Annotated in this window: 21 protein-coding genes; 2 read left to right on the top strand and 19 right to left on the bottom strand. The window is 64.2% G+C overall.

Features of this window, described 5'->3' with window-relative positions; all coding sequences use genetic code 11:
• Positions 1 to 24 precede the first annotated feature (24 nt).
• The 11 genes from N5C28_RS23775 to N5C28_RS23725 form a co-directional block, all read right to left on the bottom strand.
• On the bottom strand, positions 25 to 675 hold the full coding sequence (locus tag N5C28_RS23775) for a hypothetical protein (protein WP_279825979.1): 651 nt from the start codon (positions 673 to 675) through the stop codon (positions 25 to 27).
• Between the two features lie 174 nt (positions 676 to 849).
• Positions 850 to 1,680: a sulfate ABC transporter permease subunit CysW gene (gene cysW, locus N5C28_RS23770; protein ID WP_279825977.1), complete on the bottom strand. Its 831-nt coding sequence runs from the start codon at positions 1,678 to 1,680 to the stop codon at positions 850 to 852.
• Positions 1,677 to 2,525, bottom strand: coding sequence for a sulfate ABC transporter permease subunit CysT (gene cysT / locus N5C28_RS23765; RefSeq protein WP_279825975.1), 849 nt, complete (start codon positions 2,523 to 2,525; stop codon positions 1,677 to 1,679). The genes cysW and cysT overlap by 4 nt, the downstream gene beginning before the upstream one ends.
• A 153-nt stretch (positions 2,526 to 2,678) precedes the next feature.
• Positions 2,679 to 3,692 carry a thiosulfate ABC transporter substrate-binding protein CysP gene (gene cysP / locus N5C28_RS23760; protein ID WP_279825974.1) on the bottom strand — a complete coding sequence of 338 codons (1,014 nt, stop codon included), beginning with the start codon at positions 3,690 to 3,692 and terminating at the stop codon, positions 2,679 to 2,681.
• Between the two features lie 324 nt (positions 3,693 to 4,016).
• A complete protein-coding gene (locus N5C28_RS23755; RefSeq protein WP_279825972.1) occupies positions 4,017 to 5,033 on the bottom strand; it encodes an ABC transporter substrate-binding protein in 1,017 nt (338 codons plus the stop codon).
• Positions 5,034 to 5,167: 134 nt separating this feature from the next.
• The gene (locus tag N5C28_RS23750) at positions 5,168 to 6,034 is read right to left on the bottom strand and encodes an ABC transporter permease (protein ID WP_279825971.1); all 867 of its coding nucleotides are present in this window, start codon (positions 6,032 to 6,034) and stop codon (positions 5,168 to 5,170) included.
• 13 nt (positions 6,035 to 6,047) lie between these two features.
• Positions 6,048 to 6,911: an ABC transporter ATP-binding protein gene (locus tag N5C28_RS23745; RefSeq protein ID WP_279825970.1), complete on the bottom strand. Its 864-nt coding sequence runs from the start codon at positions 6,909 to 6,911 to the stop codon at positions 6,048 to 6,050.
• 6 nt (positions 6,912 to 6,917) lie between these two features.
• The gene (locus tag N5C28_RS23740; protein ID WP_279825968.1) at positions 6,918 to 7,961 is read right to left on the bottom strand and encodes an ABC transporter substrate-binding protein; all 1,044 of its coding nucleotides are present in this window, start codon (positions 7,959 to 7,961) and stop codon (positions 6,918 to 6,920) included.
• A 43-nt stretch (positions 7,962 to 8,004) separates the two neighbouring features.
• Positions 8,005 to 8,898 (bottom strand): TauD/TfdA family dioxygenase, encoded by an 894-nt coding sequence (locus N5C28_RS23735; protein ID WP_279825966.1) that lies wholly within the window; start codon positions 8,896 to 8,898, stop codon positions 8,005 to 8,007.
• A 319-nt stretch (positions 8,899 to 9,217) separates the two neighbouring features.
• A complete protein-coding gene (gene epsC, locus N5C28_RS23730) occupies positions 9,218 to 10,144 on the bottom strand; it encodes a serine O-acetyltransferase EpsC (RefSeq protein WP_347881277.1) in 927 nt (308 codons plus the stop codon).
• 363 nt (positions 10,145 to 10,507) lie between these two features.
• Positions 10,508 to 10,945 (bottom strand): hypothetical protein, encoded by a 438-nt coding sequence (locus N5C28_RS23725; RefSeq protein ID WP_279825962.1) that lies wholly within the window; start codon positions 10,943 to 10,945, stop codon positions 10,508 to 10,510.
• A gap of 206 nt (positions 10,946 to 11,151) precedes the next feature.
• Between N5C28_RS23725 and N5C28_RS23720 the strand changes: the two genes are divergently transcribed.
• On the top strand, positions 11,152 to 11,787 hold the full coding sequence (locus N5C28_RS23720) for an SMI1/KNR4 family protein (protein WP_279825961.1): 636 nt from the start codon (positions 11,152 to 11,154) through the stop codon (positions 11,785 to 11,787).
• Between the two features lie 79 nt (positions 11,788 to 11,866).
• On the opposite strand, the gene yddG is transcribed toward N5C28_RS23720, so the two are convergent.
• The 5 genes from yddG to N5C28_RS23695 all read right to left on the bottom strand — a co-directional run bounded on the left by yddG (position 11,867) and on the right by N5C28_RS23695 (position 18,171).
• Entirely contained in the window at positions 11,867 to 12,763 is an 897-nt protein-coding gene (yddG, locus tag N5C28_RS23715; protein WP_279825959.1) for an aromatic amino acid DMT transporter YddG, read from the bottom strand.
• 144 nt (positions 12,764 to 12,907) lie between these two features.
• Positions 12,908 to 14,401 carry an aldehyde dehydrogenase gene (locus N5C28_RS23710; protein WP_279825958.1) on the bottom strand — a complete coding sequence of 498 codons (1,494 nt, stop codon included), beginning with the start codon at positions 14,399 to 14,401 and terminating at the stop codon, positions 12,908 to 12,910.
• A complete protein-coding gene (locus tag N5C28_RS23705) occupies positions 14,401 to 15,309 on the bottom strand; it encodes a dihydrodipicolinate synthase family protein (RefSeq protein ID WP_279825956.1) in 909 nt (302 codons plus the stop codon). Before N5C28_RS23705 ends, N5C28_RS23710 begins: the two co-directional genes overlap by 1 nt.
• Positions 15,310 to 15,377: 68 nt before the next feature.
• A complete protein-coding gene (locus tag N5C28_RS23700; protein WP_279825954.1) occupies positions 15,378 to 16,706 on the bottom strand; it encodes an MFS transporter in 1,329 nt (442 codons plus the stop codon).
• 145 nt (positions 16,707 to 16,851) lie between these two features.
• Positions 16,852 to 18,171 (bottom strand): FAD-binding oxidoreductase, encoded by a 1,320-nt coding sequence (locus tag N5C28_RS23695; protein ID WP_279825952.1) that lies wholly within the window; start codon positions 18,169 to 18,171, stop codon positions 16,852 to 16,854.
• Between the two features lie 102 nt (positions 18,172 to 18,273).
• Between N5C28_RS23695 and N5C28_RS23690 the strand changes: the two genes are divergently transcribed.
• Entirely contained in the window at positions 18,274 to 19,236 is a 963-nt protein-coding gene (locus N5C28_RS23690; protein ID WP_279825950.1) for a LysR family transcriptional regulator, read from the top strand.
• 15 nt (positions 19,237 to 19,251) lie between these two features.
• Here the strand turns inward: N5C28_RS23690 and alaE are convergent, their stop codons facing one another.
• From alaE to N5C28_RS23675, 3 genes are all read right to left on the bottom strand, one after another.
• Positions 19,252 to 19,842, bottom strand: coding sequence for an L-alanine exporter AlaE (gene alaE, locus N5C28_RS23685; protein ID WP_279825948.1), 591 nt, complete (start codon positions 19,840 to 19,842; stop codon positions 19,252 to 19,254).
• 76 nt (positions 19,843 to 19,918) lie between these two features.
• The gene (locus N5C28_RS23680) at positions 19,919 to 20,371 is read right to left on the bottom strand and encodes a Rid family hydrolase (protein WP_279825947.1); all 453 of its coding nucleotides are present in this window, start codon (positions 20,369 to 20,371) and stop codon (positions 19,919 to 19,921) included.
• Positions 20,372 to 20,494: 123 nt separating this feature from the next.
• A partial coding sequence (locus tag N5C28_RS23675; protein ID WP_279825946.1) for a hydrolase occupies positions 20,495 to 20,969 on the bottom strand: 475 nt, incomplete at its 5' end.

Below are 20,969 nucleotides of genomic sequence, written 5' to 3'. Positions count from 1 at the left end.
GCCCTGGCCAGGCCTGCTTCCTCGTCAGAGCTCGCGATTGAGCGAGCGGCACGTCGTGCAGTGGTACAGCCACACGGCGCGGTTCATGCTCCGGCGCTCGTTGAACACGGTTTCGTAGAAGGTCGCCACCAGCAGCGGCGTGGACTGCACTGTGTTGCTTCCCGCACAGCTCTCGGGCGCCCTGTTGACTAGATCCAGCGGCTCCAGGCCCACGCCACAGATGTGACCGCCCACCCGCTTCTCCAGCTCGGGCAGCGGCACGATCGGCAGTTCGAGGCGCGACTCACCCTTGATACCCAGGGTGTCCAAGTCCACTCCGTCAAACGCCCGGGACTTGAAACGCTCCAACTCTTCCACGCCGAACGCCACCTTGACCTTGAACGCACGGGCAGTGAGCTTCGACAGGTTGTGGTACTCAACGGCGAGCGAGCTGCTCGGATCACCCATCATGTTGAGCACCTTGACCTCGGCCAGCACCACCTCGGTGGGGTTGGTCTCGCGCACGAAAATGTCGGACTCGCTGGGCGGCGACGCTGGCGGGTTCAGGTAGAACCAGAACGCCAGGCCAATGCCCAGCACACCCAGCACAGCCCCCGCCAGGCCGATCCACAGTCCCAGGTAACTTGCCTTGCTGGGCAGGGTCCATTTCTTCCATTGTTCACGGCTGATCTTCACAGCGACCTCTTCACATCCGAATGGACACACAGGCTGAAAGCGACCGCCGGCGCGCACGGCTTAAGCTGGCACGAACACATCGCGGCAAATAGCAACAAGGCAAGGCAGGAGCCGGCCCGATCAGGCTGAAGACACCCTGCGCAAACGGTCTGCTACGCAGGGTCGGGGAAGGACTCAGTTCGCCGCGGCGCGGGTCATCAGGTTGCGCTGGCGCCACTCCATGTAGGTCTTGAGCAGCAGCGTGAACAGCGCCATGCACGCCAGCAGCGCAGCGGCCGTAAAGGCAGCGGCCGGCTTGTAGTCGTTGTTCAGCTGGTCCACCAGCAGCGGCAGGGTCAGGGTCTGGTTGAGGATGGTGCCGGACACCACCGATACCGCGCCGAACTCGCCCACCGCCCGGGCGTTGCTGACCACCACGCCGTAGAGCAGCGCCCACTTGATATTAGGCAGGGTGATGTGGCGGAAGATCTGCCAGCCGTTGGCCCCCAGGCACAGGGCCGAGGTTTCCTCGTCGCTGCCCTGGGACTGCATCACCGGGATCAGGATGCGTGCCACGTACGGCGCGGTGACGAACACCGTGACCATGACGATGCCCGGCCAGGCGAACATCAACTGCATGTCGTTATCGTAGAACCAGCGGCCCAGGGCGCTTTCCAGCCCGTACACCACCAGGTAGCAGAGGCCTGCCACCACCGGCGACACGGCGTAGGGAATGTCCACCAGGGTGGTCAGCAGCTTGCGCCCACGGAAGTCGTAGTGGGTCACGCACCAGGCCAGCATGATGCCGAAGCACAGGTTCAGCGGCACGGTGAGCACGGCGACCAGCAGGGTCAGGCCGATGGCGTGCTGCATGTAGTCCTGGGACAGGTTTTCCAGCAGCAGGCCGACACCGCCGCTCAGCGCCTTGCTGAAGATCAGCACCAGCGGAACGATCAACAACAGGCCCACCGCCAGCAGGCCCAGGCCGATCAGCACCCATTGGTGCCAGGAACGTGGTTTTTTCATCTGCCTTGCCGCTGCCATTTGAAGAGACGTCCCTGCAGGATCTGCAGGCCGAACAGCAGGAACAGCGACGCCAGCAGGATCACCGAGGCGATGGCCGCAGCCGCTGGGTAGTTGAACTCCTGCAGGCGCACGAAAATCATCAGCGAGGAGACTTCCGTCTTGAAGGGGATATTGCCGGCGATCATGATCACCGCGCCGAACTCACCCAGGCTGCGGATGAACGACTGCGACGCCCCGGTGATCAGCGCCGGCGCCAGGCTCGGCAGCACCACATAGAAGAACGTCTGCACCTTGTTGGCACCCAGGGTGCCGGCGGCTTCCTCGTACTCGTTGCCCAGGCTCTGCAGCACCGGCTGCACCGTGCGCACCACGAACGGCAGGCTGGTGAACACCATGGCGATCAGCAGCCCCGGGTAGGCGTAGGCGATCTTGATGCCCAGCACCTCGAAATACTGGCCGAGCCAGCCGTTGGGCACCAGCAGCGTGGCCAGGGTCAGGCCGGCCACCGAGGTCGGCAGCGCGAACGGCAGGTCGACCAGCGCGTCCACCAGGCGACGCCCGGGGAAATCGTAGCGGGAAATGATCCAGGCGATCAGCAGGCCGATCAGCACGGCGATGATGGTCGAATAGAACGCTCCGCTGATGGTGACCTTGTAGCTCTGCACCACGCGCGGGTCGCTGATCGCCTGCCAGTACTGGGCCCAGCTCATGTCGCTTACGTACAGCAACAGCGCCGACAGCGGGAACAGGATCACCAGGGAGAGATAGAACACGCTGAAGCCGAAACTCAGGCCGAAGCCGGGCAACAGCGGGTTCTGCATGAAGAAGATGGGGGTCTTGCTCACTCAACAATCCTTGAATGCACAAACCGCCGGAAGGTCGGCGGTTTGTGGGATACATCTAATGCAAATCAACCTTCAGCGAGGGTCGAGATCCAGCGAGCCAGAGCCTGCTCCTGATGCAACAGGGCCGACGCGCAGCAGATCGATGCAAGCCGATTACCGGCCTTCAGCCAGCAACTGGTCAAGGATACCATTGCCATCGAAGTGCTTGGCAGTGATCTCGTCCCAGGTGCCCAGGACTTCGGTCGGGTTGATCAGGCGGATTTCCGGGAACTGGGCCTTGGTGGCAGCGACCACCTCGGGGTTGTGCACGCGGTAGTGATAGCGCGCCAGCAGCTCCTGGACCTCCTTGGTGTACTGGAACTTCAGGTAGGCGGTGGCCACGTCACGGGTGCCCTTCTCGTCCACCACCTTGTCCACGACGGCAACCGGGAACTCGGCCAGCACGCTCACTTGCGGCACCACGACTTCGAATTCGCCGGACTTGAACTCTTCGCCCTTGGCGATATTCACCACTTCGGATTCGAAACTCAGCAGCACATCACCCTGACCGTTCTGGGCGAAGGCCACGGTGGCGCCACGGCCGCCGGTGGGGAAGTTTTCCACGTTGTGCAGGACCTTGCCCACGAATGCCTTGATCTTGGCTTCGTCACCACCGAACGCCTCGTTGGCGTACAGCCAGGCCGCCAGGTAGCTGTAGCGGGCGTTGCCGGAGGTTTTCGGGTTCGGGAACACCAGCTTCACGTCATCGCGCGCCAGGTCTTCCCAGCCCTTGATGTTCTTCGGGTTGCCCTTGCGCACCAGGAAGGCGGTGGTGCTGTAGTACGGCGAGCTGTTGTTGTCGAACTGCTGCGCCCAGTCCTTACGCACCAGGCCACGCTTGGCCAGGATGTCCACGTCGGTCACCTGGTTGAAGGTCACGGTGTCGACCTTCTTGCCCTGGATGATGTCCTGAGCCTGGCGCGAGGTGCCGGCGAAGGACTGATCGATCTTCTGGTCCTTGCCGGTCTCGGCCTTCCAGTGGGCCTGGAACTTCGGGTTGATCTCGGCGAACAGCTCGCGGGCGACGTCATACGAGGCGTTGAGAATCGGCTTGTCGGCCGCCAGGGCGGAGCCGCTGACGAACAGGGAGCTGGTGATGGCAGAGGCTAACAGTAGTTTCTTCAGCATGATCCTGGTGTTCCTCGGATGATCCATGAGTTCGGTGGGCGTGGCTGATGCCACTTCGCCTGCATGAGGGTGGCTGGAGTTTGCCTAATCCTGTTATTCCTTAAAAGAACTAAATAATCATAAATTTATTTCGAATATTACTAAGCAAGGATTCGGCCGGGCCCGCCATGGCGTTCACACGGTAGCGCAATCCGGGCAGCACCTGGGAGGGTTCAGGCTTTTTCAGGGCGTGACGCAGCCGCCACCCCAACGAAAAAAGGACCCGGGGCGGGTCCTTTTTTCGTGCTACCAAAGGCAGCGCTGACGAGGGTGGATGTCTTGCAATCAGCTACCCGGGTTGGCGTGGGCTTCCTCGAAGAAGTAGTCCTTCCAGGAGGCCGCCTTGTTCTTCAGCACGCCCAGTTCATGCAGCTTCTCGGCGTAGATGAAGGTGCGCTGCGGCGACACGGTGAAGTCGTTCTCCGGGTCTTCGATGATTTTCTTCACGAAGTCCAGCGGCAGTTTGGAGTTCTCCACACGGATGTAAATCTCGGCCGCGGCAGCCTTGTCGGCCTTGATGATCTGCTCGGCTTCGACCAGGGCATCGTAGAAGGCCTTGTAGGTCTTCGGGTTCTCGTCGTGGAATTTCTCGGTGGCGTACAGCACGTTGAACGTGGCCTGGCCGCCGAGGATGTCGTAGCTGCTGATCAGCTTGTGCACGTTGGGGTTTTCCAGCGCCTGGTACTGGAACGGCGGGCTGGAGAAATGCGCGGTGATTTCCGAGCCGCCCTTGGTCAGGGCCACGGTGGCATCCGGGTGCGGCAGGCTGACGGAAATCTTGTCGAAGCGCTGGAAATCGTCCTTGCCATACAGCTTGGCGGTTTCGATCTGCAGGGTGCGCGACTGGAAGCCGACGCCGGCGGCCGGCACGGCGATGCGGTCCTTCTCGGACAGGTCATCCAGGGTCTTCACCTCGGCGCGGTTGCTCAGCAGGTAGTTCGGCAGCGAGCCGAGGGACGCCACGGCTTTCACGTTCTGGCGACCGTGGGTGCGGTCCCACACGGTGAGCATCGGCGGCACACCGGCAGACACCACGTCGATGGCCCCGGCCAGCAGCGCTTCGTTCATCGCGGTGGCGCCGGAAATGGTGCGCCACTCGACCTCGATCTTGTCCAGGCCCTGGGCCTTGGCGTGCTTCTCGATCAGTTGCTGGTCCTTGACCACGTGCAGCACCAGGTAACCGATGCCGAACTGCTGGGCAATGCTGATCTGGCCTTCGGCCTGCGCGGCCAGCGGCGTTGCCAGGGCGCCCAGCAGCCCCAGGGTGGTGGCCAGACGGCCGAGAGTGAAGGTGTGGGTCATGGTCGTTTCTCGTTATGTGATCAGTGAGTTGGTCTTGTGGGTCTTGTCGGGCGTAGGGTGGGCTTCAGCCCACCAAATTAAATGGGGTACGCCCCCCGTGGGCTGAAGCCCACCCTACGGGGTGACAGAAAGCTCTAACGCTGCATCCCCCAGCGTTTTACGGTCACGCGCTCGACCGTGGCGAAGATCAGGTTCTCCACCAGTAGGCCGATCAGGATCACCGCGGCCAGGCCGGCGAAGACCCGGTCGGTGTAGAGCTCGTTGCGGTTCTGGAAGATGTACCAGCCCAATCCGCCCTTGCCGCTGGACGCGCCGAACACCAGCTCCGCGGCGATCAGCGTGCGCCAGGCGAAGGCCCAGCCGATCTTCAGGCCGGCCAGGATCGACGGCAGCGCCGCGGGAATCAGGATGAACAGCACGAAGCGCATGCCCTTCAGGCCATAGTTGCGCCCGGCCATGCGCTGGGTTTCCGACACGCCGAGAAAGCCGGCGTAGGTGTTCAACGCCAGGGCCCAGAGCACCGAGTGCACCAGCACGAAGATCAGGCTGTTCTCGCCCAGGCCGAACCACAGCAGCGACAGCGGCAGCAGCGCGATGGCCGGCAGCGGGTTGAACATCGAGGTCAGGGTCGACAGCAGGTCGCGGCCGAGCTGGGTCGACACCGCCAGGGTGGTCAGCAGGAACGCCAGGCCGATACCGATCAGGTAGCCCTTGATCAGCACCGACAGGGAAATACCCACCTTCTCCAGCAGCTCGCCGCTGCCGATGCCGTCGACGAAGGCCGCGGCGGTCTGCAGGAAACTGGGCAGCAACAAGTCATTGCCCTGGTAACGGGCGGCCAGCTCCCAGATCACGGCCAGGGCCAGCAGGATCAGCGACTTGCGCAGCCAGCCCTGCTGCCAGAGGCGCTGAGCCAGTGACAGCTCGCGTTCCAGCTTGAGGCCGGGCAGCGGCTGCAGGGGGATTTCGTATTCCTCACGCCGTGCGGGGGAAAGACTCATGATTTCACGCTCCTCAGTAGGCGATGCGGATGTCCTGGAAGCCCAGCTCGGCGGCATGACCGCCCTCGCCGTCCTCGTCGAACAACAGGCGGTGGATACGCTGCGCGGTCTGCTGAAAGGCCACACCGCCCAGGCTGTGCAGATCGAACTGGTGGCTGTTGATCTCCGCCCTCACCCGCCCCGGGTGCGGCGACAGCAGCAGGATGCGGTTGCCGACGATCAGCGCCTCCTCGATGGAGTGGGTGACGAACAACAGGGTGAAGCGCACCTCCTCCCACAGCTCCAGCAACTCTTCCTGCATCTTGCGTCGGGTCAGGGCGTCGAGCGCGGCGAACGGCTCGTCCATCAGCAGGATCTTCGGCTGCATGGCCAGGGCGCGGGCGATGGCCACACGGGCCTTCATGCCGCCGGACAAGGTGTGCGGGTAGGCATCGGCGAAGGCGGCCAGGCCGACCTTCTCCAGGTAATGCAGGGCACGCTCTTCGGCCTCCTTGCGTTTGAGGGTGCGCGAGGCCAGCAGCGGGAACATGACGTTCTGCTTCACCGTCTTCCACGGCGGCAGCTGGTCGAACTCCTGGAACACCACGATGCGGTCCGGTCCCGGTTCGCGGACCTGGGCACCGTCGAGGCGGATGGTGCCGCCCACCGGTTCGATGAAACCGGCCACCGCCTTGAGCAGGGTGGATTTACCGCAGCCGGACGGGCCGAGCAGCACGAAACGATCGGCGCGGTCCACTGCAAAGCTGACCTCGTGGGTGGCGCGCACGACGCGCTGCGGGGTGCGGTATTCGAGGCTGACCTTCTCCACCTGCAACAGGGTGTCGAAGGCGCCGTCATTCAATGTGCTGACCGTGTGGCCTTGCAGTGGGGCGTTCATGATGCTTCAGCTTCCCTGGCCGATGGCGACGTCTTCGAAGAAGTAGTCCTGCCACGAGGCCGGTTTGTGTTTGATGGCACCGACGCGGTGGAGGAAGTCCGCCAGCGGGTAGGTGTTGGTGGGCGTGACGGTGAACTGGAACTGTTCGGTGTCGATGATCTTCAGCAGGTCTTCGCGGCTGATCTTGGCCTTGGTCACGCGGATGTAGGTGTCGGCGGCCGCGCCCTTGTCGTTCTGGGCGAAGGCGGCCGCCTCCGCCAGCGCGGCGACGAATGCCTTGTAGGTCTTGGGGTTGTCGGTGCGGAATTTCTCGGTGGCGTAGAGCACGGTCGGCGAGTTCGGGCCGAGCAGCTCGTAGGTGTCGAGCACCACATGCACGTCCGGGTTCTCCAGCGCCTGGTTCTGGAACGGCGGGTTGGAGAAGTGCCCGGTCAGCTCGGTGCCGCCGGTCTTCAGCGAGGCGGTGGCGTCCGGGTGCGGCAGCGCTACGGTGTACTTGTCGAGGCGGTCGAATTCCTTGTCGCCCCACTGCTTGGCGGCGGCGTACTGCAGGAAGCGCGACTGCACCGACACCCCCACCGCCGGCACCGCGATGCGGTCCTTCTCGGTGAAGTCGGCGATGGTCTTGACCTGCGGGTTGTTGCTCAGCAGGTAGTACGGGAAGTTGCCCAGCGACGCCACGCCCTTCACGTTCTGCTTGCCCTGGGTGCGGTCCCACACGGTCAGCAGCGGGCCGATGCCGGCACCGGCAATGTCGATGGCGCCGGACAGGAGCGCATCGTTGACCGCCGAGCCACCCGACAACTGCTGCCAGTCGACCTTGATATCCAGGCCCTCGGCCTTGCCGTGCTTCTCGATCAGTTGCTGGTCACGCACCACGTTGAGCAGCAGGTAGACGATGCCGAACTGCTCGGCGATGCGAATCTGCCCCTCGGCCTGGGCGGCCTGCGGCGCCACGAGTGTGCCAGCCAGCAGGCTGAGACTCAGGCCAATACCACCGGCCAACCGGCCAAACCGCGGAATGAAGGCAAAGCGTTTACCTAGAGACATGTCGAGACTCCATGAAAAAGGGAAAAGCCGGGAGGTGGATCGGTTAGAACGGCACGTCGCCCTGGATCGTCGTGCGGTGCATACGGCGGCGCAGGTGGCTCGGGCAACCGGTGGCCAGGTGGATCAGCGCGCGGTTGTCCCAGAACACCATGTCGTGGGGCTGCCACTGGTGGCGGTAGGTGAAGTCCGGCTTGGCGCTGTGGGCGTAGATCTCGGCGAGGATCTGCCGGCTTTCGTCCTCGGGCATATCAAGGATGTGGGTGGTGAAGTTCTCGTTGACGAACAGGCCCTTGCGCCCGGTTTCCGGGTGGGTGCGCACCACCGGATGAATCACCGCCTTGACCTCGGCCAGCTGCGCTTCGGTCAAGGTCGGACGGCGGATGCCGGCGAACACCTCGTCGGCGTAACGGGCGGTGTAGGAATGGGCGGCGCGCTTGCCCTCGATGGCCTGCAGCAGGTGCGCCGGCAGCGTGTCATAGGCCAGTTGCTGGCTGGCGAACAGGGTGTCGCCGCCCTCTTCCGGCAGTTCCTGGGCGAGCAGCATGGAGCCCAGGCTGGGGAGTTCCTTGTACGACAGGTCGGAGTGCCAATACTTGCCGGCATCGCCCAGGCCGATCGGCTGACCGTTCTCGACGATGTTGGAGATGATGAAGATTTCCGGGTGGCCTTCCAGCAGGAACTGCTTGAGCACGTGGATCTGCAACGGGCCGAAACGGCGGCTGAAATCGATCTGTTGCTGGGGGGTGATGCGCTGGTCGCGGAACACCAGCAGACCGTGGTCGAGGTGGGCGCGGTGGACGCGGGCGAAGTCGGCGTCATCGAGCGGACGGGTCAGGTCCAGGCCGATGATTTCCGCACCCAGCGGCGCGTCAAAGGGGCGAACCTCGAAGGCGTGTGCCGACGCCGGGGTGGCGAGGGTAGTGGCAGCTGCCGACATAGAAATACTCCACGTAAAAGCGCCAATCGGCGCATCACTCTTAGAAGGGCCAATGGTTTGGTCCCCGTATCAAGTGCGGCGCGCCGATTGGTCGGCAGGTACGCATGAGCAAACTCTACAGATATAAAAACCTTAATTTAAATATCGTTTAAGCATATGTTTATGACGGGTCAGCGCAGGCTGTCGACGCAGCGAGGCCTGCGGCTATCTCTCGCTGGCCGCGCTGGGTAACACCCGTGGTGCGTGCTGGGGAGCGTAGCGGCGGTGGTTCGACAACCGGAAATCCGGCCACGCCAGAACCGCCCCGCCGCCCGAGGGATCAGCCGGTGACGCCGCCCGCGCCATCCGCCTGCTGTGCGGTGGCCTGGGTGATGTTGCTGCCGGCGGCCACGCTGCGGGTCAGCCAGACGTTGCCGCCGATGGTGGAGCCCTGGCCGATGGTGATGCGCCCGAGGATGGTGGCGCCGGCGTAGATCACCACGTCGTCCTCGACGATCGGGTGGCGCGGCTGGCCCTTGTGCAGCAGGCCGGACTCATCGACCGTGAAGCGCTTGGCGCCCAGGGTCACCGCCTGATAGATGCGCACCCGGTCGCCGATGATCGCGGTCTCGCCGATCACCACCCCGGTGCCGTGGTCGATGAAGAAGGAAGCGCCGATCCGCGCTCCCGGGTGGATGTCGATGCCCGTGGAGGAATGCGCCAGCTCGGCGATGATCCGCGCCAGCAGGGTCAGGTTGGCCTTGTAGAAATGGTGGGCGATGCGGTGGTGGATCACCGCGATGATGCCCGGGTAGCACAGCAGCACCTCGTCCACCGTGCGCGCCGCCGGGTCGCCATTGAAGGCGGCGATCACGTCCAGGTCCAAGGCCCGGCGCAACGCCGGCAGCTGCGAGGCGAACTCGCGCACGATGCGTATCCCCTGGTTATCGACGTCCTGTGCTTCCTCGCCCCGGGAGCGAGCGGCATAGCGCAGCTCCAGCTTTACCTGGGTCAGCAGGCTGTTGAGCGCCAGATCCAGGGTATGGCCGACGTAGAAATCCTCGCTCTCGGCGCGCAGCTCGTTGGGCCCCAGGCGCATCGGGAACAGTGCCCCGCTCAGGGCCTGGATCACCTCGGCGATGGCCTGCCGCGACGGCAGCTCACGCCCGCCCAGTTCCCGCGCCCGACCGGTGCTGGTGCGCCACTCGGCACGCACGGCGCGCAACTGGTCGACGATCTGGTCCAGCTGCCAGTTCACCGGCAGCACCACCGACTCGGTCGGCGTCGGGCTGAGCCCTCGGGGGTTGCATCGAGTTTCTTGGACATTGGGGTTCCTTGAGCGCGGCCGCGAGTCGCGGCGCGCTGTGAGGCTAAGACGAGTGAACGAGGCTTGAGACTAGCCGATACCGCCGGCCGCTGCCGTGAAGGCCGGCCCTCAGGCCCAGACTGGAGGCCTGGGCAGAGCCCTACTCTATGCGCGGCACCCAGCGCTCAAAAATAACCAATAGTTTTGACGAGATAAGCAGATGGAATAACGGCGCGCCACGCCTCAGGCCGTGGGAGGCGCTTCAGCGGCGATCAAATAATGGTCGTTGTCGCGGCTGAAGCCCCTCCCACGACGCGCTGATCGTTACTGATCAGGTTTCGAGGTCGGCCTGAAGATCAGCGAGAAGTCTTCTTCGATGTTGTGGCAATCATAGTTCTCACCGGCCGCCTGGCACTGCCAGCGGGAAGGGCTCATGCCCCGGCCGTTCTTGCAGATGCCATGGCCGAACAGCAGCGACACGTATTCCGGCAGTGTCTGCTTGGTGCCCGTTTGGCGGCAGAAGGTCGGCTCGGTGTCCGGGTTGGAGAAGTACACGCCCATGATCGCGATGGTGCCCTTGAGGCACAGGTTCACGGTGTTGTTCAGGCCGTCGGGGTCGTAGACGCTGCTGTAGCACCAGAACCCCGGCAGTGTGGGCGCCGCGGCCTGCGCTTGCGCCTGCGGCTCCGGTTTGCTGGCGCAGCCGGCCAGCAGCACGACGCCGAGCGCGGACAGGACGATGGGCATCACTCCCTTGTACATGAAAGCTCCTGGCTCAATGGAATGAAGCGAAGGCGCCGAGCATAGCAGGCAACCTGGACGGCCGACCGTTCCCTGTTACGAGCGCCGGGCGCAGGGCAAGCGGTTTGTCTGTCCCGAACACACCGCGCTCACACAATGCGGCCCAGTACCAACAACACGCGCCGGCCCGCTGTACCCTCACATTTTTACCCACAAGGACGTCGATGATGACGACAGCAATGGAACGCCTGGATAACTGGCTGAACGCCAACCTGCCGGAGGTCGGTGACGACTTGGCGCCGGGATGCTCGGACACCGAGATCGCCGAATTCGAACACCTGGTCGGTCGGACGTTTCCCGAGAGCCTGAAGGCGTTGTACAAGTGGCACGACGGGCAGCGCGGGGGCGCCGACACCGGCCCGTTCTTCGGTCTGGACTTCCTGTCCCTGGCCGATGCCCGAGCACATTGGGAATCCTGGAAGAAGGTCGTCGATGACGCCTCGCAGGACGACATGGCCGAGCTGAGTGAGTTCTGCACCTCCGCCACGCCCGGCGCGGTCAAGGCCGTCTATGCGAATGCCTACTGGATTCCGTTCGCCTACGACCACGGCGGCAACCACCTCGGCGTCGACCTGGACCCCGGTGACAACGGCACGGTGGGACAGGTCATCAATTTCGGTCGGGACGAAGAGAACAAGTTCGTGCTGGCCGGCTCGGTGGCCACCTTCCTGGAATGGCTGGCCGATCAGTTCGAGTCCGGTAACGCGGCGATCACCGAGGAAGACGACGGCGGACGCAGCCTGAGTATCCGCGAGCCGGCCTCTTCTCACCTTCTGGATGCGCTGGACGAGCTGTTCACCTGACAACGCCGCGCCCTCAAACGCGCCAGCTTGCCCGTCCACCAGCACGCTGGCGTCCTGCTCGTCGCTGACCGGCGCTCTCCTAGCCGGCCGGCGAACGCCTGGCACGCGTGGCGAACCAGCACAGGATCGAGCCCGCGCACACCATGCCCGCCCCTTCCCAGAAGGACAGCCCCAGCGGCGTGCGCAGCAGCAGGGCCGACGAGGCCGCCGAGAAGATCGGGATGAAGTACGACGCACCGGTCAACAGCGCGACGTTGCCGTGCAGCAGACCGACGTTCCAGGCGGCATAGCCAAAGCCCATGGCGCAGGCCGCCATCAGCAGGTAGATCAGCGCCGGGTAGCTGAACGTCATCGCCGCCTCGCCGCTGACCAGGTATTTGCCCCAGAGCACCAGCGCCGTGAGCATGAAGAACAGCGTGATGCCGTTCTTGCCGCCCGCCAGGCGCGCGGTCACCATGCAGTACGCGGCCCAGATCACCGCCCCGGCGAAGGCCAGCCCATAGCTCAGGGGGTTGTCCTGGAGGTTGGCCAGCATGCCGGCGGCGTCCAGCCCCTGCTCGCCGCCCAGCACCCAGCAGATGCCCAGTATCGAGAGCAGGATGCCGGGCACGATCATCAGGTTGGCCCGCTGCTTGTTGAAGGCGATGGCCGCCAGGATGGTGAACGCCGGCCACAGGTAATTGACCATGCCGACCTCGATGGCCTGGCGGCTGGTGTTGGCGTAGCCGATGGACAACGCCAGGCACAGTTCGTAGGACACGAACAGCAGGCTGCCCCACACCAGGTATGGTCGGGGGAATTTCCTCAGGCGCGGGAAGCCGACCGTGAACAGCAACAGCACCGAGGCGACGCTGTAGATCAGCGCCGCCCCACCGGTCGCGCCAAGGCTCTCGCTCACGCCACGAATCAGGCCGATGATCGAGCTCCACAATACGATTGCGATGAGCCCGATGAGGGTTGCTTTACGCTGAGTCATGCCATCCTGCTTGGGGTGAACCGAAAGTAGAAAAAATGCTTCGCCCTCCCCCGGACAACGCCAGGGGGCAGGCAGAAAAGAGGGGGTGCGCAGCACAACGCCCCCTACCCAGCCGCAACCAGGCAGGAGGCGTTGCGTACGGTGTTACTCGGACAGGTCGATCCAGATGGTCTTGAGCTCGGTGTACTGGTCGTGGGCCCAGACGGACTTGTCGCGCCCGCCGAAGCCGGATTCCCCGTAGCCGCCGAACGGCGTGGTGATGTCGCCCTCGCCGAAGCAGTTCACCGTCACCACCCCCGCGCGAATCTCGCGGGACAGGCGGAAGGCATGCTTCAGGCTGCTGGTGTACACGGCAGCCGCCAGGCCATAGACGGTGTCGTTGGCCAGGGCGATGGCCTCATCGATAGTGCTGAAGGTCGTGACGGATAGGACCGGGCCGAAGATTTCCTCGCGGAACAGACGGCTGTCCGGGCCCACGCCGTCGAACACGGTAGGTTCGACGAAGTTGCCCGCCGCATGCTCGCCACCGAACGCGACCGGCAGCCGTTCTGCCGCCGCCTGCTCCAGGTACTCGCGCACCTTGTTGAAGTGCGCTTCGCTGACCAGCGAGCCGAGGCGGTACTGCGGGTCGAGCGGGTTGCCCATCTTCCACTCGCGGATGTGCACGCCGATGCGTTCGAGCAGCTTGTCCTTGACCGCGGCATGGACGATCAGCCGCGACGACGCCGAGCAGTTCTCCCCCATGTTCCAGAACGCGCCGTTGACGATGTGCTGGGCGACGGCATCGATGTCCTCGACATCGTTCATCACCACGGCCGGGTTCTTGCCGCCGCATTCGAGCACCACCCGCTTGAGGTTGGAATCGGCGGCATAGCGCAGGAACAGCCGGCCGGTGTCGGTCGAGCCGGTGAAGCTGACCATGGTGACGTCACGGTGCAGGCCCAGCGGCGCGCCCACTTCCTTGCCGCCACCGGGCAGGACGTTGAAGACCCCGGCCGGGATGCCCGCCTCATGCGCCAGCTGCGCCACGCGCAGCGCGGTCAGGGTGGTTTCCTTGGCCGGCTTGACGATGATCGAACAGCCGGCGGCCAGCGACGGGCCAATCTTCCAGGCCAGCATCAGCAGCGGGAAGTTCCAGGGCAGCACCAGCCCCACCACACCGATGGGCTCGCGCACCACCAGGGCGACGCTGTTCGAGCCGACCGGCGCGGTGTTGTCGTAGATCTTGTCGATCAGCTCCGCGTGCCAGCGGATGGTGTGGATCGCCTCGGGAATGTCGGTGTTCTGGCACTCGCTGATCGGCTTGCCGCTGTCGAGGGTTTCCATCACCGCCAGTTCGTGGGCGTGCTGCTTGAGCAGGTCGGCGAAACGCAGCAGCACCTGCTTGCGCTCACCCGGCGAGCGGCGCTGCCAGCGGCCATCCTCGAACGCCGCCTTGGCCTTGGCCACGGCGATGTCGACGTCCTGCGTGTCGCAGGCGGCGATATGGGTCAGCACCTGGCCAGTGGCCGGGTTGCTGGTGGCGAAGGTTCTGCCCGACACCCCGGGCACGAACGCCCCGTCGATGAAGGCCTGGGTGGGGAGCACCAGGTCGGCCGCGAGCGCGGCGTATTCCTGTGCGGTCAGCAACCGGGCCATCAGGCGTTACCCCCGACCGCCGCGGCGACTTCGCGCTTGAGCTCGCTGACCACGGCTTGCAACCGCTGCTGCTCGTCTTCCGTCATGCCCTGCAGCGGCGCACGCACGCCACCCGGGCGCAGGCCGACCAGTTGGCAGCCGTGCTTGATCGACTGCACGAACTTACCGCCCTCGAGGAAATCCATCAGCGGCATCATTGCCGACATGATGCGGCGGCCCTTGTCGAAATCCTTCTCCAGCACGCAGGCCTCGTACAGCGCCACGTGCTCACGCGGGATGAAGTTCGAGCCGGCGCACACCCAGCTGCGCGCGCCCCAGGCGAAGAACTCCAGTGCCTGGTCATCCCAGCCGCAGGACACGTCCAGCTGCGGGTATTCGCGTGCCAGCATGTGCAGCTGGCCCATGTCGCCGGAGCTTTCCTTGATCGCGACGAAGTTTTTCGAAGCGCCCAGCACGGTGTCGAAGAACTCGCGGCCCATCGACACGCTCATGCGGCCGGGGTAGTTGTAGAGCATGATCGGCAGGCCGGCGGCCTTGTCGACAGCCAGTGCATGGGCGGCATTCTCCGCCTCGGTGGGCAGTGCGTAAGGTGGCGAACCCACCAGGATCGCATCGGCACCGATCGCCTTGGCGGCCTTGGCGTACTCGACCGAATCCTCGGTGCGCACCGCGCCGGTGCCGATGATCAGCGGCAGGCGGTTGCCGATCACATCCTTGGCCAGGGCGCCCAGGTCGAAACGCTCCTGGGCGGTGTGCGCGTAGTACTCGCCGGTCGAGCCACCGATGATGATGCCGTGCACCTTGGCCTCGATCAGGTATTCCAGCACTTCGGCGAAGGCGGTTCTGTCGATCTGGCCGGCGCTGTCCAGCGGGGTGATGGCCGGGGTGTAGATGCCTTGGAATTTCATGGGGTTTTCTCCAGTAATACGGGACAAGAATTCAGGGGCCTGCCCTCACCAGGCAGGCCCCGAGTGATTCAACGATTCAGCGACGCCGCTTCCTGCAGGCTCATGGAGCGGGTTTCCGGGGCCAGGGCCAGCGACACGATGAGCCCCAGCATGGTCACGCCCGCCGCGGCGAACATGGTGTTGGCGATGCCGATGCCATCCAGCGAAATGGGCACCAGCCAGGTGCCGATCGCGGCCCCGATACGCGACAGCGACGCGCCCATGCCGACAGCCGCAGAACGGACTTCGGTGGGGAACAGTTCGTTGGGGTAAACCAGTTGCAGCACCTGGGCGCCGCCGATGAGCACGGCGTAGGCGCCGAACAGCGCGAGCACCAGCAGCTCGTTGCTGTGGGAGAAGAACCCCAGGCCCAACAGCGCCAGCCCGGACCACAGGAAGCTGTGGATCACCATGCTGCGCCGGCCCAGGCTGTTGATCAGGCGGGTCGCGATCACGCAGCCGACCACGAACATCAGGGTGATCACCACCGAGCCGTAGGACGCCCAGCTGCCCTGCAGGTTGAGCGCCTGCAGCACTTTCGGAGCGAAGGAATACACCGCGAACACCGGGATGACCGAGCAGCTCCAGAACACCGCCACGAACAGCATGCGTTTGCCGTAGCCGGAGTGCAGCAGGTCGCTCAGCGAGACCTTCTTCTCGGCTTCCTGCTCGGGCAGGTTGCGCAGGGAGAAGGACGGGCCGTAGACCTTCTTGATGATCCGCTCGGCCTCGTCGTGACGGCCCTTGCTGATCAGCCAGCGCGGCGACTCGGGGGTGCCGATGCGCACCAGCAACAGCAGCACGCCGATGACCGCCGGGCTTGCCAGCACCAGGCGCCAGGCGTCGTCGCCGGCATTTTCCAGCAGGATGTTGCCGACGATGTAGGCCAGCGCCGCGCCCACGAACCAGAGGATGGTCAGCATCGCCAGCCGCGGGCCGCGGTATTTCTTGGGCAGGAACTCCACCAGCAACGAGCCGGCGACGGGGTACTCGAAGCCCACCCCCACGCCGATCAGAAAGCGGCACAGGAACAGCACGATGGCCGACTCGGCCCAGAACTGCGCCACCGAGCAGATGATGAAGAGCGCCGGCCCCACGAAGTACAACTTCTGGCGCCCGACGATGCCGGTCAGCACCCCGCCCAGGAAGCCGCCAAAGAAAATCCCGATCAGCGCCGAGGCGGCGATCATGCCCTGCCAGAAGTTGCTCAGGCCCAAGTCATTGGAAAACTGCACCATGGCCACGCCAATGATGCTCAATACATAACCATCCAGTACCCAACCGCCGCCAGAACGAATACACAGCAGTTGGTGAAACCAATTGAGAGGTACATCCTCGACAGATACATTTGTTGTCATTGTTATATCTCCGGATATCGGGTGAAACGCACAGGTATGAATCGGGCGTCAGTGCCGCGCACGAATTCCTTAATTGTTTAAAGCGCTATAAACCTCGTTATTAACCGTGAACAGTTGAAGCAACTTATTGGGCAGCAGTTATTGCTCAGGCCTCTTTACCGGCCCGCGACTGCCCCCAGAGAAGATTCATGTTCACGCCAATGGAAAGAAGCGGTTCGGGCGGGTTCTTATTAGGCCCCGGCGAAGCCAGCAGGAAATCGATCAGGTCATTGCGCTGGCCGGCCAGCCAGTCGGCCAGCAGGGTGCCGGTCACGGTGCCGCGGGTCACACCCAGGCCGTTGCAGCACAGTGCGCCGTAGACGTTGGGGGCCAGTTGCCCGAAGAACCCCATGTGGTTGCGCGACAGCGCCAGCGACCCGCCCCAGGTGTAGTCGAACTCGACACCGGGCAGCATCGGGAAGCGCCGCGCGAAGGAGTCGCGGTGGCGGCCGACGAAGCGGTCCAGGTACTTCTGCTTGCTGCGTCCGTCGCGGTTGAAGCTGAAGCTGTTGCGCACCAGGATGCGGTTGTCGTGGGTACGGCGCAGCGTGGTGCCGAACGGGTCGGCCGGGATCAGGCCCCAGAAGTCCTTGCCGCCCAGGCGGGCCTGCTCCGCCTCGGTCAGCGGGCGGGTCAGGCTGGCGTAGGTGAAGACCGGCAGCATGGTGCCCTGCAGGAAGCCGAAGCGCATGCCGAAGGCGTTGTTGGTGAGCACCAGCTTGTCGGCCGTGATGCGCCCGCCCCGGTGGCTGAGCACCGTCTTCTCGCCGTATTCGACGTCGGTGATGGCGGTGTTCTCGTAAAGCTCCACGTTGGCCGGCAGGCTCTCGGCCAGCCCCTTTACCAGGGCGGCTGGCTGGACCAGCGCCGTGCCCGGGGTGAACAGCGCCTGGCGATAGAACGACGTGCCGATGTGCGCGGGCAGGTCTTCGCCGGAAATCACTTCATAGGGCTGGCCGAGCTTGTCCAGCCCGCGGCGGTAGGCGTCGAGCACGGCGATGCCGCGGTTCTCGATGGCGGCCTGGTACTTGCCGGAGGGGCGCAGGTGGCAATCGATCTTGTGCTGCTCGACCAGCGACTTCAGAATCTGCTGCCCGGTGAGGTTCAACTTCAGGCTGATCTTCGCGGTTTCGATATCACCGATATAATCGTCGGCACCGATATCGTGGGGCAGATCGATGGCGAATCCTGCATTTCGGCCCGAACTTCCATAACCCACTTCCTGGGCATCGATCAGGACGATTTTTTCATCAGGAAAGTTGAGTGCAAGTTGCCGGGCAGCGGCCAGCCCGGTAAAACCGGCACCGATAATTACCCAACGTGCAGTTGTATTACCCGAATGACTGGGTTTGGCGTGGCGCGGGGGGCTCAGATGATACCAACCGCAAGTAGCATCATCGGCAGGCGTGGCAGTTACTTTTGTCATCTTGCAGGATCCGACTTATTATTTTTGAAGTTCTAAAAGTCTAGAAACGCTGCTTTCCAGGCACAATCGACCTTTTCTGCCCGCAATTGATAACGTGACGTTATGACCAAGCACGCCAACGCCGACCAGATGCTGCTCAAGATGCCCTCGCTGCGGGCCGTGAAATGCTTCGTGGCGGCGGCCCGTCACGAGAGCTTCACCCGCGCGGCGGAAACGCTGTGCGTGACCCAGGCGGCGATCAGCCGGCAGATACGCGAACTGGAAGAGCACCTGGGCACCGCCCTGTTCGAGCGGGTCGGGCGCTCGGTCAAGCTGACGCCGGCGGGCTCGATCTTCTTCGACGCGGCGCAGGTGTCGTTCATCAACCTGGCCCAGGCCGCCACCCGCATCCGCAAGGACTACGGCGACAACGCCCGGCGCACCCTCACGCTGTGCTGCACCCCGGCGTTTTCCGCCTTGTGGATGTCACGCCGGCTGCCGAGCTTCTTCGACGAAAACCCCGACATCGACCTCGACCTGGTGACCACCCAGAACTTCCTGGTGATGGAGCCCGGGGTCTACCCGGATGTGTTCATCACCAAGCACGCCAGCGTGCGTGACGGCTATGTCAGCAAGACGCTGTTCCATGACCGCATCTACCCGGTGTGCACGCCGTCCTACCTGGACGCGCACCCCGAGGCCCGCACCCTGGAAGGGCTGCGCGACGGCATCCTGCTGAACCTGAGTCCCTACGGCCGCTCGCAGATCGCCGAGCACGTGGACTGGGGGGTGTGGCTGGCCATCCACCACCTCGACATCGACGACCGCCCCAGCACCGGCTCGCACTACTTCAACGTCAACGACTACAGCCTGCTGGTGCAAATGGCGCTCAACGACCAGGGCGTGGCGCTCGGCTGGGACCACCTGGTGGCCCCGCTGATCGCCGAGGGAAAACTGGTCCGCCCCGTGCCCCAGGAAATGGTGCTGGAAGAAACCCACCACTACCTGGCCTACCGCGAAGAGAGCGCCAACGACGATGCCCTGGTGCGGTTTCGCACATGGTTCCTGGCGCAGCTCGACAGCTGAACCGCGTCTCGCGCTTCACACATTCAACGACATCGGTTTTTCGCCACCGGCCGGCAGGCCGAAGCGCGCGCGGACGAAATTGAGAAAGGCGCCGTAGGGCCGCCCCATCGCCAGCATGATGACGATCACCCCGAGCGATCCGTACAGCAGCTCCTGGGCGTTGGCGCCGCTGATGGCCAGGATCGCGGCATAGATGGGCACCTGGAAGCTGACCAGCGCCAGCGAATCCCAGGCGAGCTGGGACCACCGCCCCGTGCCGGCAAAGCCCATGACCCAGTCGCGCCACAGCCCATAGGGCCGGCCGGACAGCACCATCAGCCCGGCGCCCAGCAGCCGCGCATCGAGCACCTGCTCCCAGGTCATCCCGGCAATGAAACGCTCGTTGATCACGCCGGTGGTGGTGAAGAACAGCACCAACGCCAGCGTATCGGCGGTGAAGGACCGCCACCTGTGATTGCGCGCTGCAACTGGACCTGGCACCTCACCTCCCGCTGCTCTCGATAGGGCCTTCATGGCCTGAGCGTTCGACACGGGGTTTGCCGAGATGATCGGTGGTTTTTCCCACCCCGGCGCCTGACCGTTCCAGCGCGCGGCCGACACGGCCACTGCCCTCACCGGCCACCAACGAAAAACGCGCAGCCCCCTGGCAAGGAGGCTGCGCGTTGGCGTGCGTGGCGTCGGGTTATTCGACCACCGCGCGAATGGTGATTTCGATCAGCTGCTGCGGGAAGGCCAGGCCCGAGACGCCGATGAGGTTGCTGGCGACCTGGGGCACCTCGGCGCCGTAGAATTCCTTGCGCACCGTGCCGGCCGCCGCGAAGGCCGCCGGGACGTCGATGACGAACAGCGTTTCTTCCACCACGTCGTCCAGGGTGGCCCCGAATTCGGCCAGCAGCTCGACGATGTTGGCGTAGGTCTGGCGCATCTGCGCTTCCATGGTGGAGAAGTCAGCCGGTTTGCCCTCTGCATTCAGCTCGGCGGGGGCGATGAGGTTGCCTTCGCGGTCGTGGCTCAGTTGCCCGGACAGGTAGACGGTGTCCTTGACCTGAATCGCCTGGACGTAGCCGTACAGGCCCTCCCAGGCGACGCCGAAACTTGCGCTTTTCTTGACCAGTTTGCTGTTCTGATTAGCCATCACTATTGCTCCAGATAAAAGAGTGTCATGCCGAGCCGGCCCGTTGCGTCGAGCGCTCGGCGTTGGGTTGTCGTTGGTAAGACCGGAGCCCGATCAGGCTCCGGTTCGTGCGTCATGGGAGGGTTACTTGCCGGCAGTCAGGGTGCTGTAGGCAGTGATCAGGTTGCGGTAGTCCGGGATGTGATCGGAGCAGATCTTGGCCAGGCCTTCCACGTCGTTGCGCCAGTCGCGGTGCAGCTCACAGGCCACGCCGAACCAGGTCATCAGTTGCGCCCCGGCGGCTTCCATGCGGCGCCAGGCGGCGTCGCGGGTCATCTCGTTGAAGGTGCCGGAGGCATCGGCCACCACGAACACATCGAAGCCTTCCGCCAGAGCCGACAGCGCCGGGAACGCCACGCACACTTCGGTCACCACGCCGGCGATGATCAGCTGCTTCTTGCCGGTGGCCTTGATCGCCTTGACGAAGTCTTCGTTGTCCCACGCGTTGATCTGGCCGGGGCGAGCGATGTACGGGGCATCCGGGAACATCTCTTTCAGTTCCGGCACCAGCGGGCCGTTGGGGCCGGTTTCGAAGCTGGTGGTGAGGATGGTTGGCAGT

The organism is Pseudomonas sp. GD03944 (assembly GCF_029839275.1).
Classification (GTDB): Bacteria; Pseudomonadota; Gammaproteobacteria; order Pseudomonadales; family Pseudomonadaceae; genus Aquipseudomonas.
The sequence above is the reverse complement of the archived record's forward strand: the minus strand, read 5'-3'. Positions and strand labels throughout refer to the sequence as shown.

What these genes read in the sequence shown, in the direction of transcription:
- cysW (WP_279825977.1), bottom strand. Translation starts at nt 1,680, where the DNA reads ATGAAAAAACCACGTTCCTGGCACCAATGGGTGCTGATCGGCCTGGGC.
- cysP (WP_279825974.1), bottom strand. Translation starts at nt 3,692, where the DNA reads ATGCTGAAGAAACTACTGTTAGCCTCTGCCATCACCAGCTCCCTGTTC.
- N5C28_RS23755 (WP_279825972.1), bottom strand. Translation starts at nt 5,033, where the DNA reads ATGACCCACACCTTCACTCTCGGCCGTCTGGCCACCACCCTGGGGCTG.
- N5C28_RS23750 (WP_279825971.1), bottom strand. Translation starts at nt 6,034, where the DNA reads ATGAGTCTTTCCCCCGCACGGCGTGAGGAATACGAAATCCCCCTGCAG.
- N5C28_RS23745 (WP_279825970.1), bottom strand. Translation starts at nt 6,911, where the DNA reads ATGAACGCCCCACTGCAAGGCCACACGGTCAGCACATTGAATGACGGC.
- N5C28_RS23740 (WP_279825968.1), bottom strand. Translation starts at nt 7,961, where the DNA reads ATGTCTCTAGGTAAACGCTTTGCCTTCATTCCGCGGTTTGGCCGGTTG.
- N5C28_RS23735 (WP_279825966.1), bottom strand. Translation starts at nt 8,898, where the DNA reads ATGTCGGCAGCTGCCACTACCCTCGCCACCCCGGCGTCGGCACACGCC.
- N5C28_RS23725 (WP_279825962.1), bottom strand. Translation starts at nt 10,945, where the DNA reads ATGTACAAGGGAGTGATGCCCATCGTCCTGTCCGCGCTCGGCGTCGTG.
- N5C28_RS23720 (WP_279825961.1), top strand. Translation starts at nt 11,152, where the DNA reads ATGACGACAGCAATGGAACGCCTGGATAACTGGCTGAACGCCAACCTG.
- yddG (WP_279825959.1), bottom strand. Translation starts at nt 12,763, where the DNA reads ATGACTCAGCGTAAAGCAACCCTCATCGGGCTCATCGCAATCGTATTG.
- N5C28_RS23710 (WP_279825958.1), bottom strand. Translation starts at nt 14,401, where the DNA reads ATGGCCCGGTTGCTGACCGCACAGGAATACGCCGCGCTCGCGGCCGAC.
- N5C28_RS23705 (WP_279825956.1), bottom strand. Translation starts at nt 15,309, where the DNA reads ATGAAATTCCAAGGCATCTACACCCCGGCCATCACCCCGCTGGACAGC.
- N5C28_RS23700 (WP_279825954.1), bottom strand. Translation starts at nt 16,706, where the DNA reads ATGACAACAAATGTATCTGTCGAGGATGTACCTCTCAATTGGTTTCAC.
- N5C28_RS23695 (WP_279825952.1), bottom strand. Translation starts at nt 18,171, where the DNA reads ATGACAAAAGTAACTGCCACGCCTGCCGATGATGCTACTTGCGGTTGG.
- N5C28_RS23690 (WP_279825950.1), top strand. Translation starts at nt 18,274, where the DNA reads ATGACCAAGCACGCCAACGCCGACCAGATGCTGCTCAAGATGCCCTCG.
- N5C28_RS23680 (WP_279825947.1), bottom strand. Translation starts at nt 20,371, where the DNA reads ATGGCTAATCAGAACAGCAAACTGGTCAAGAAAAGCGCAAGTTTCGGC.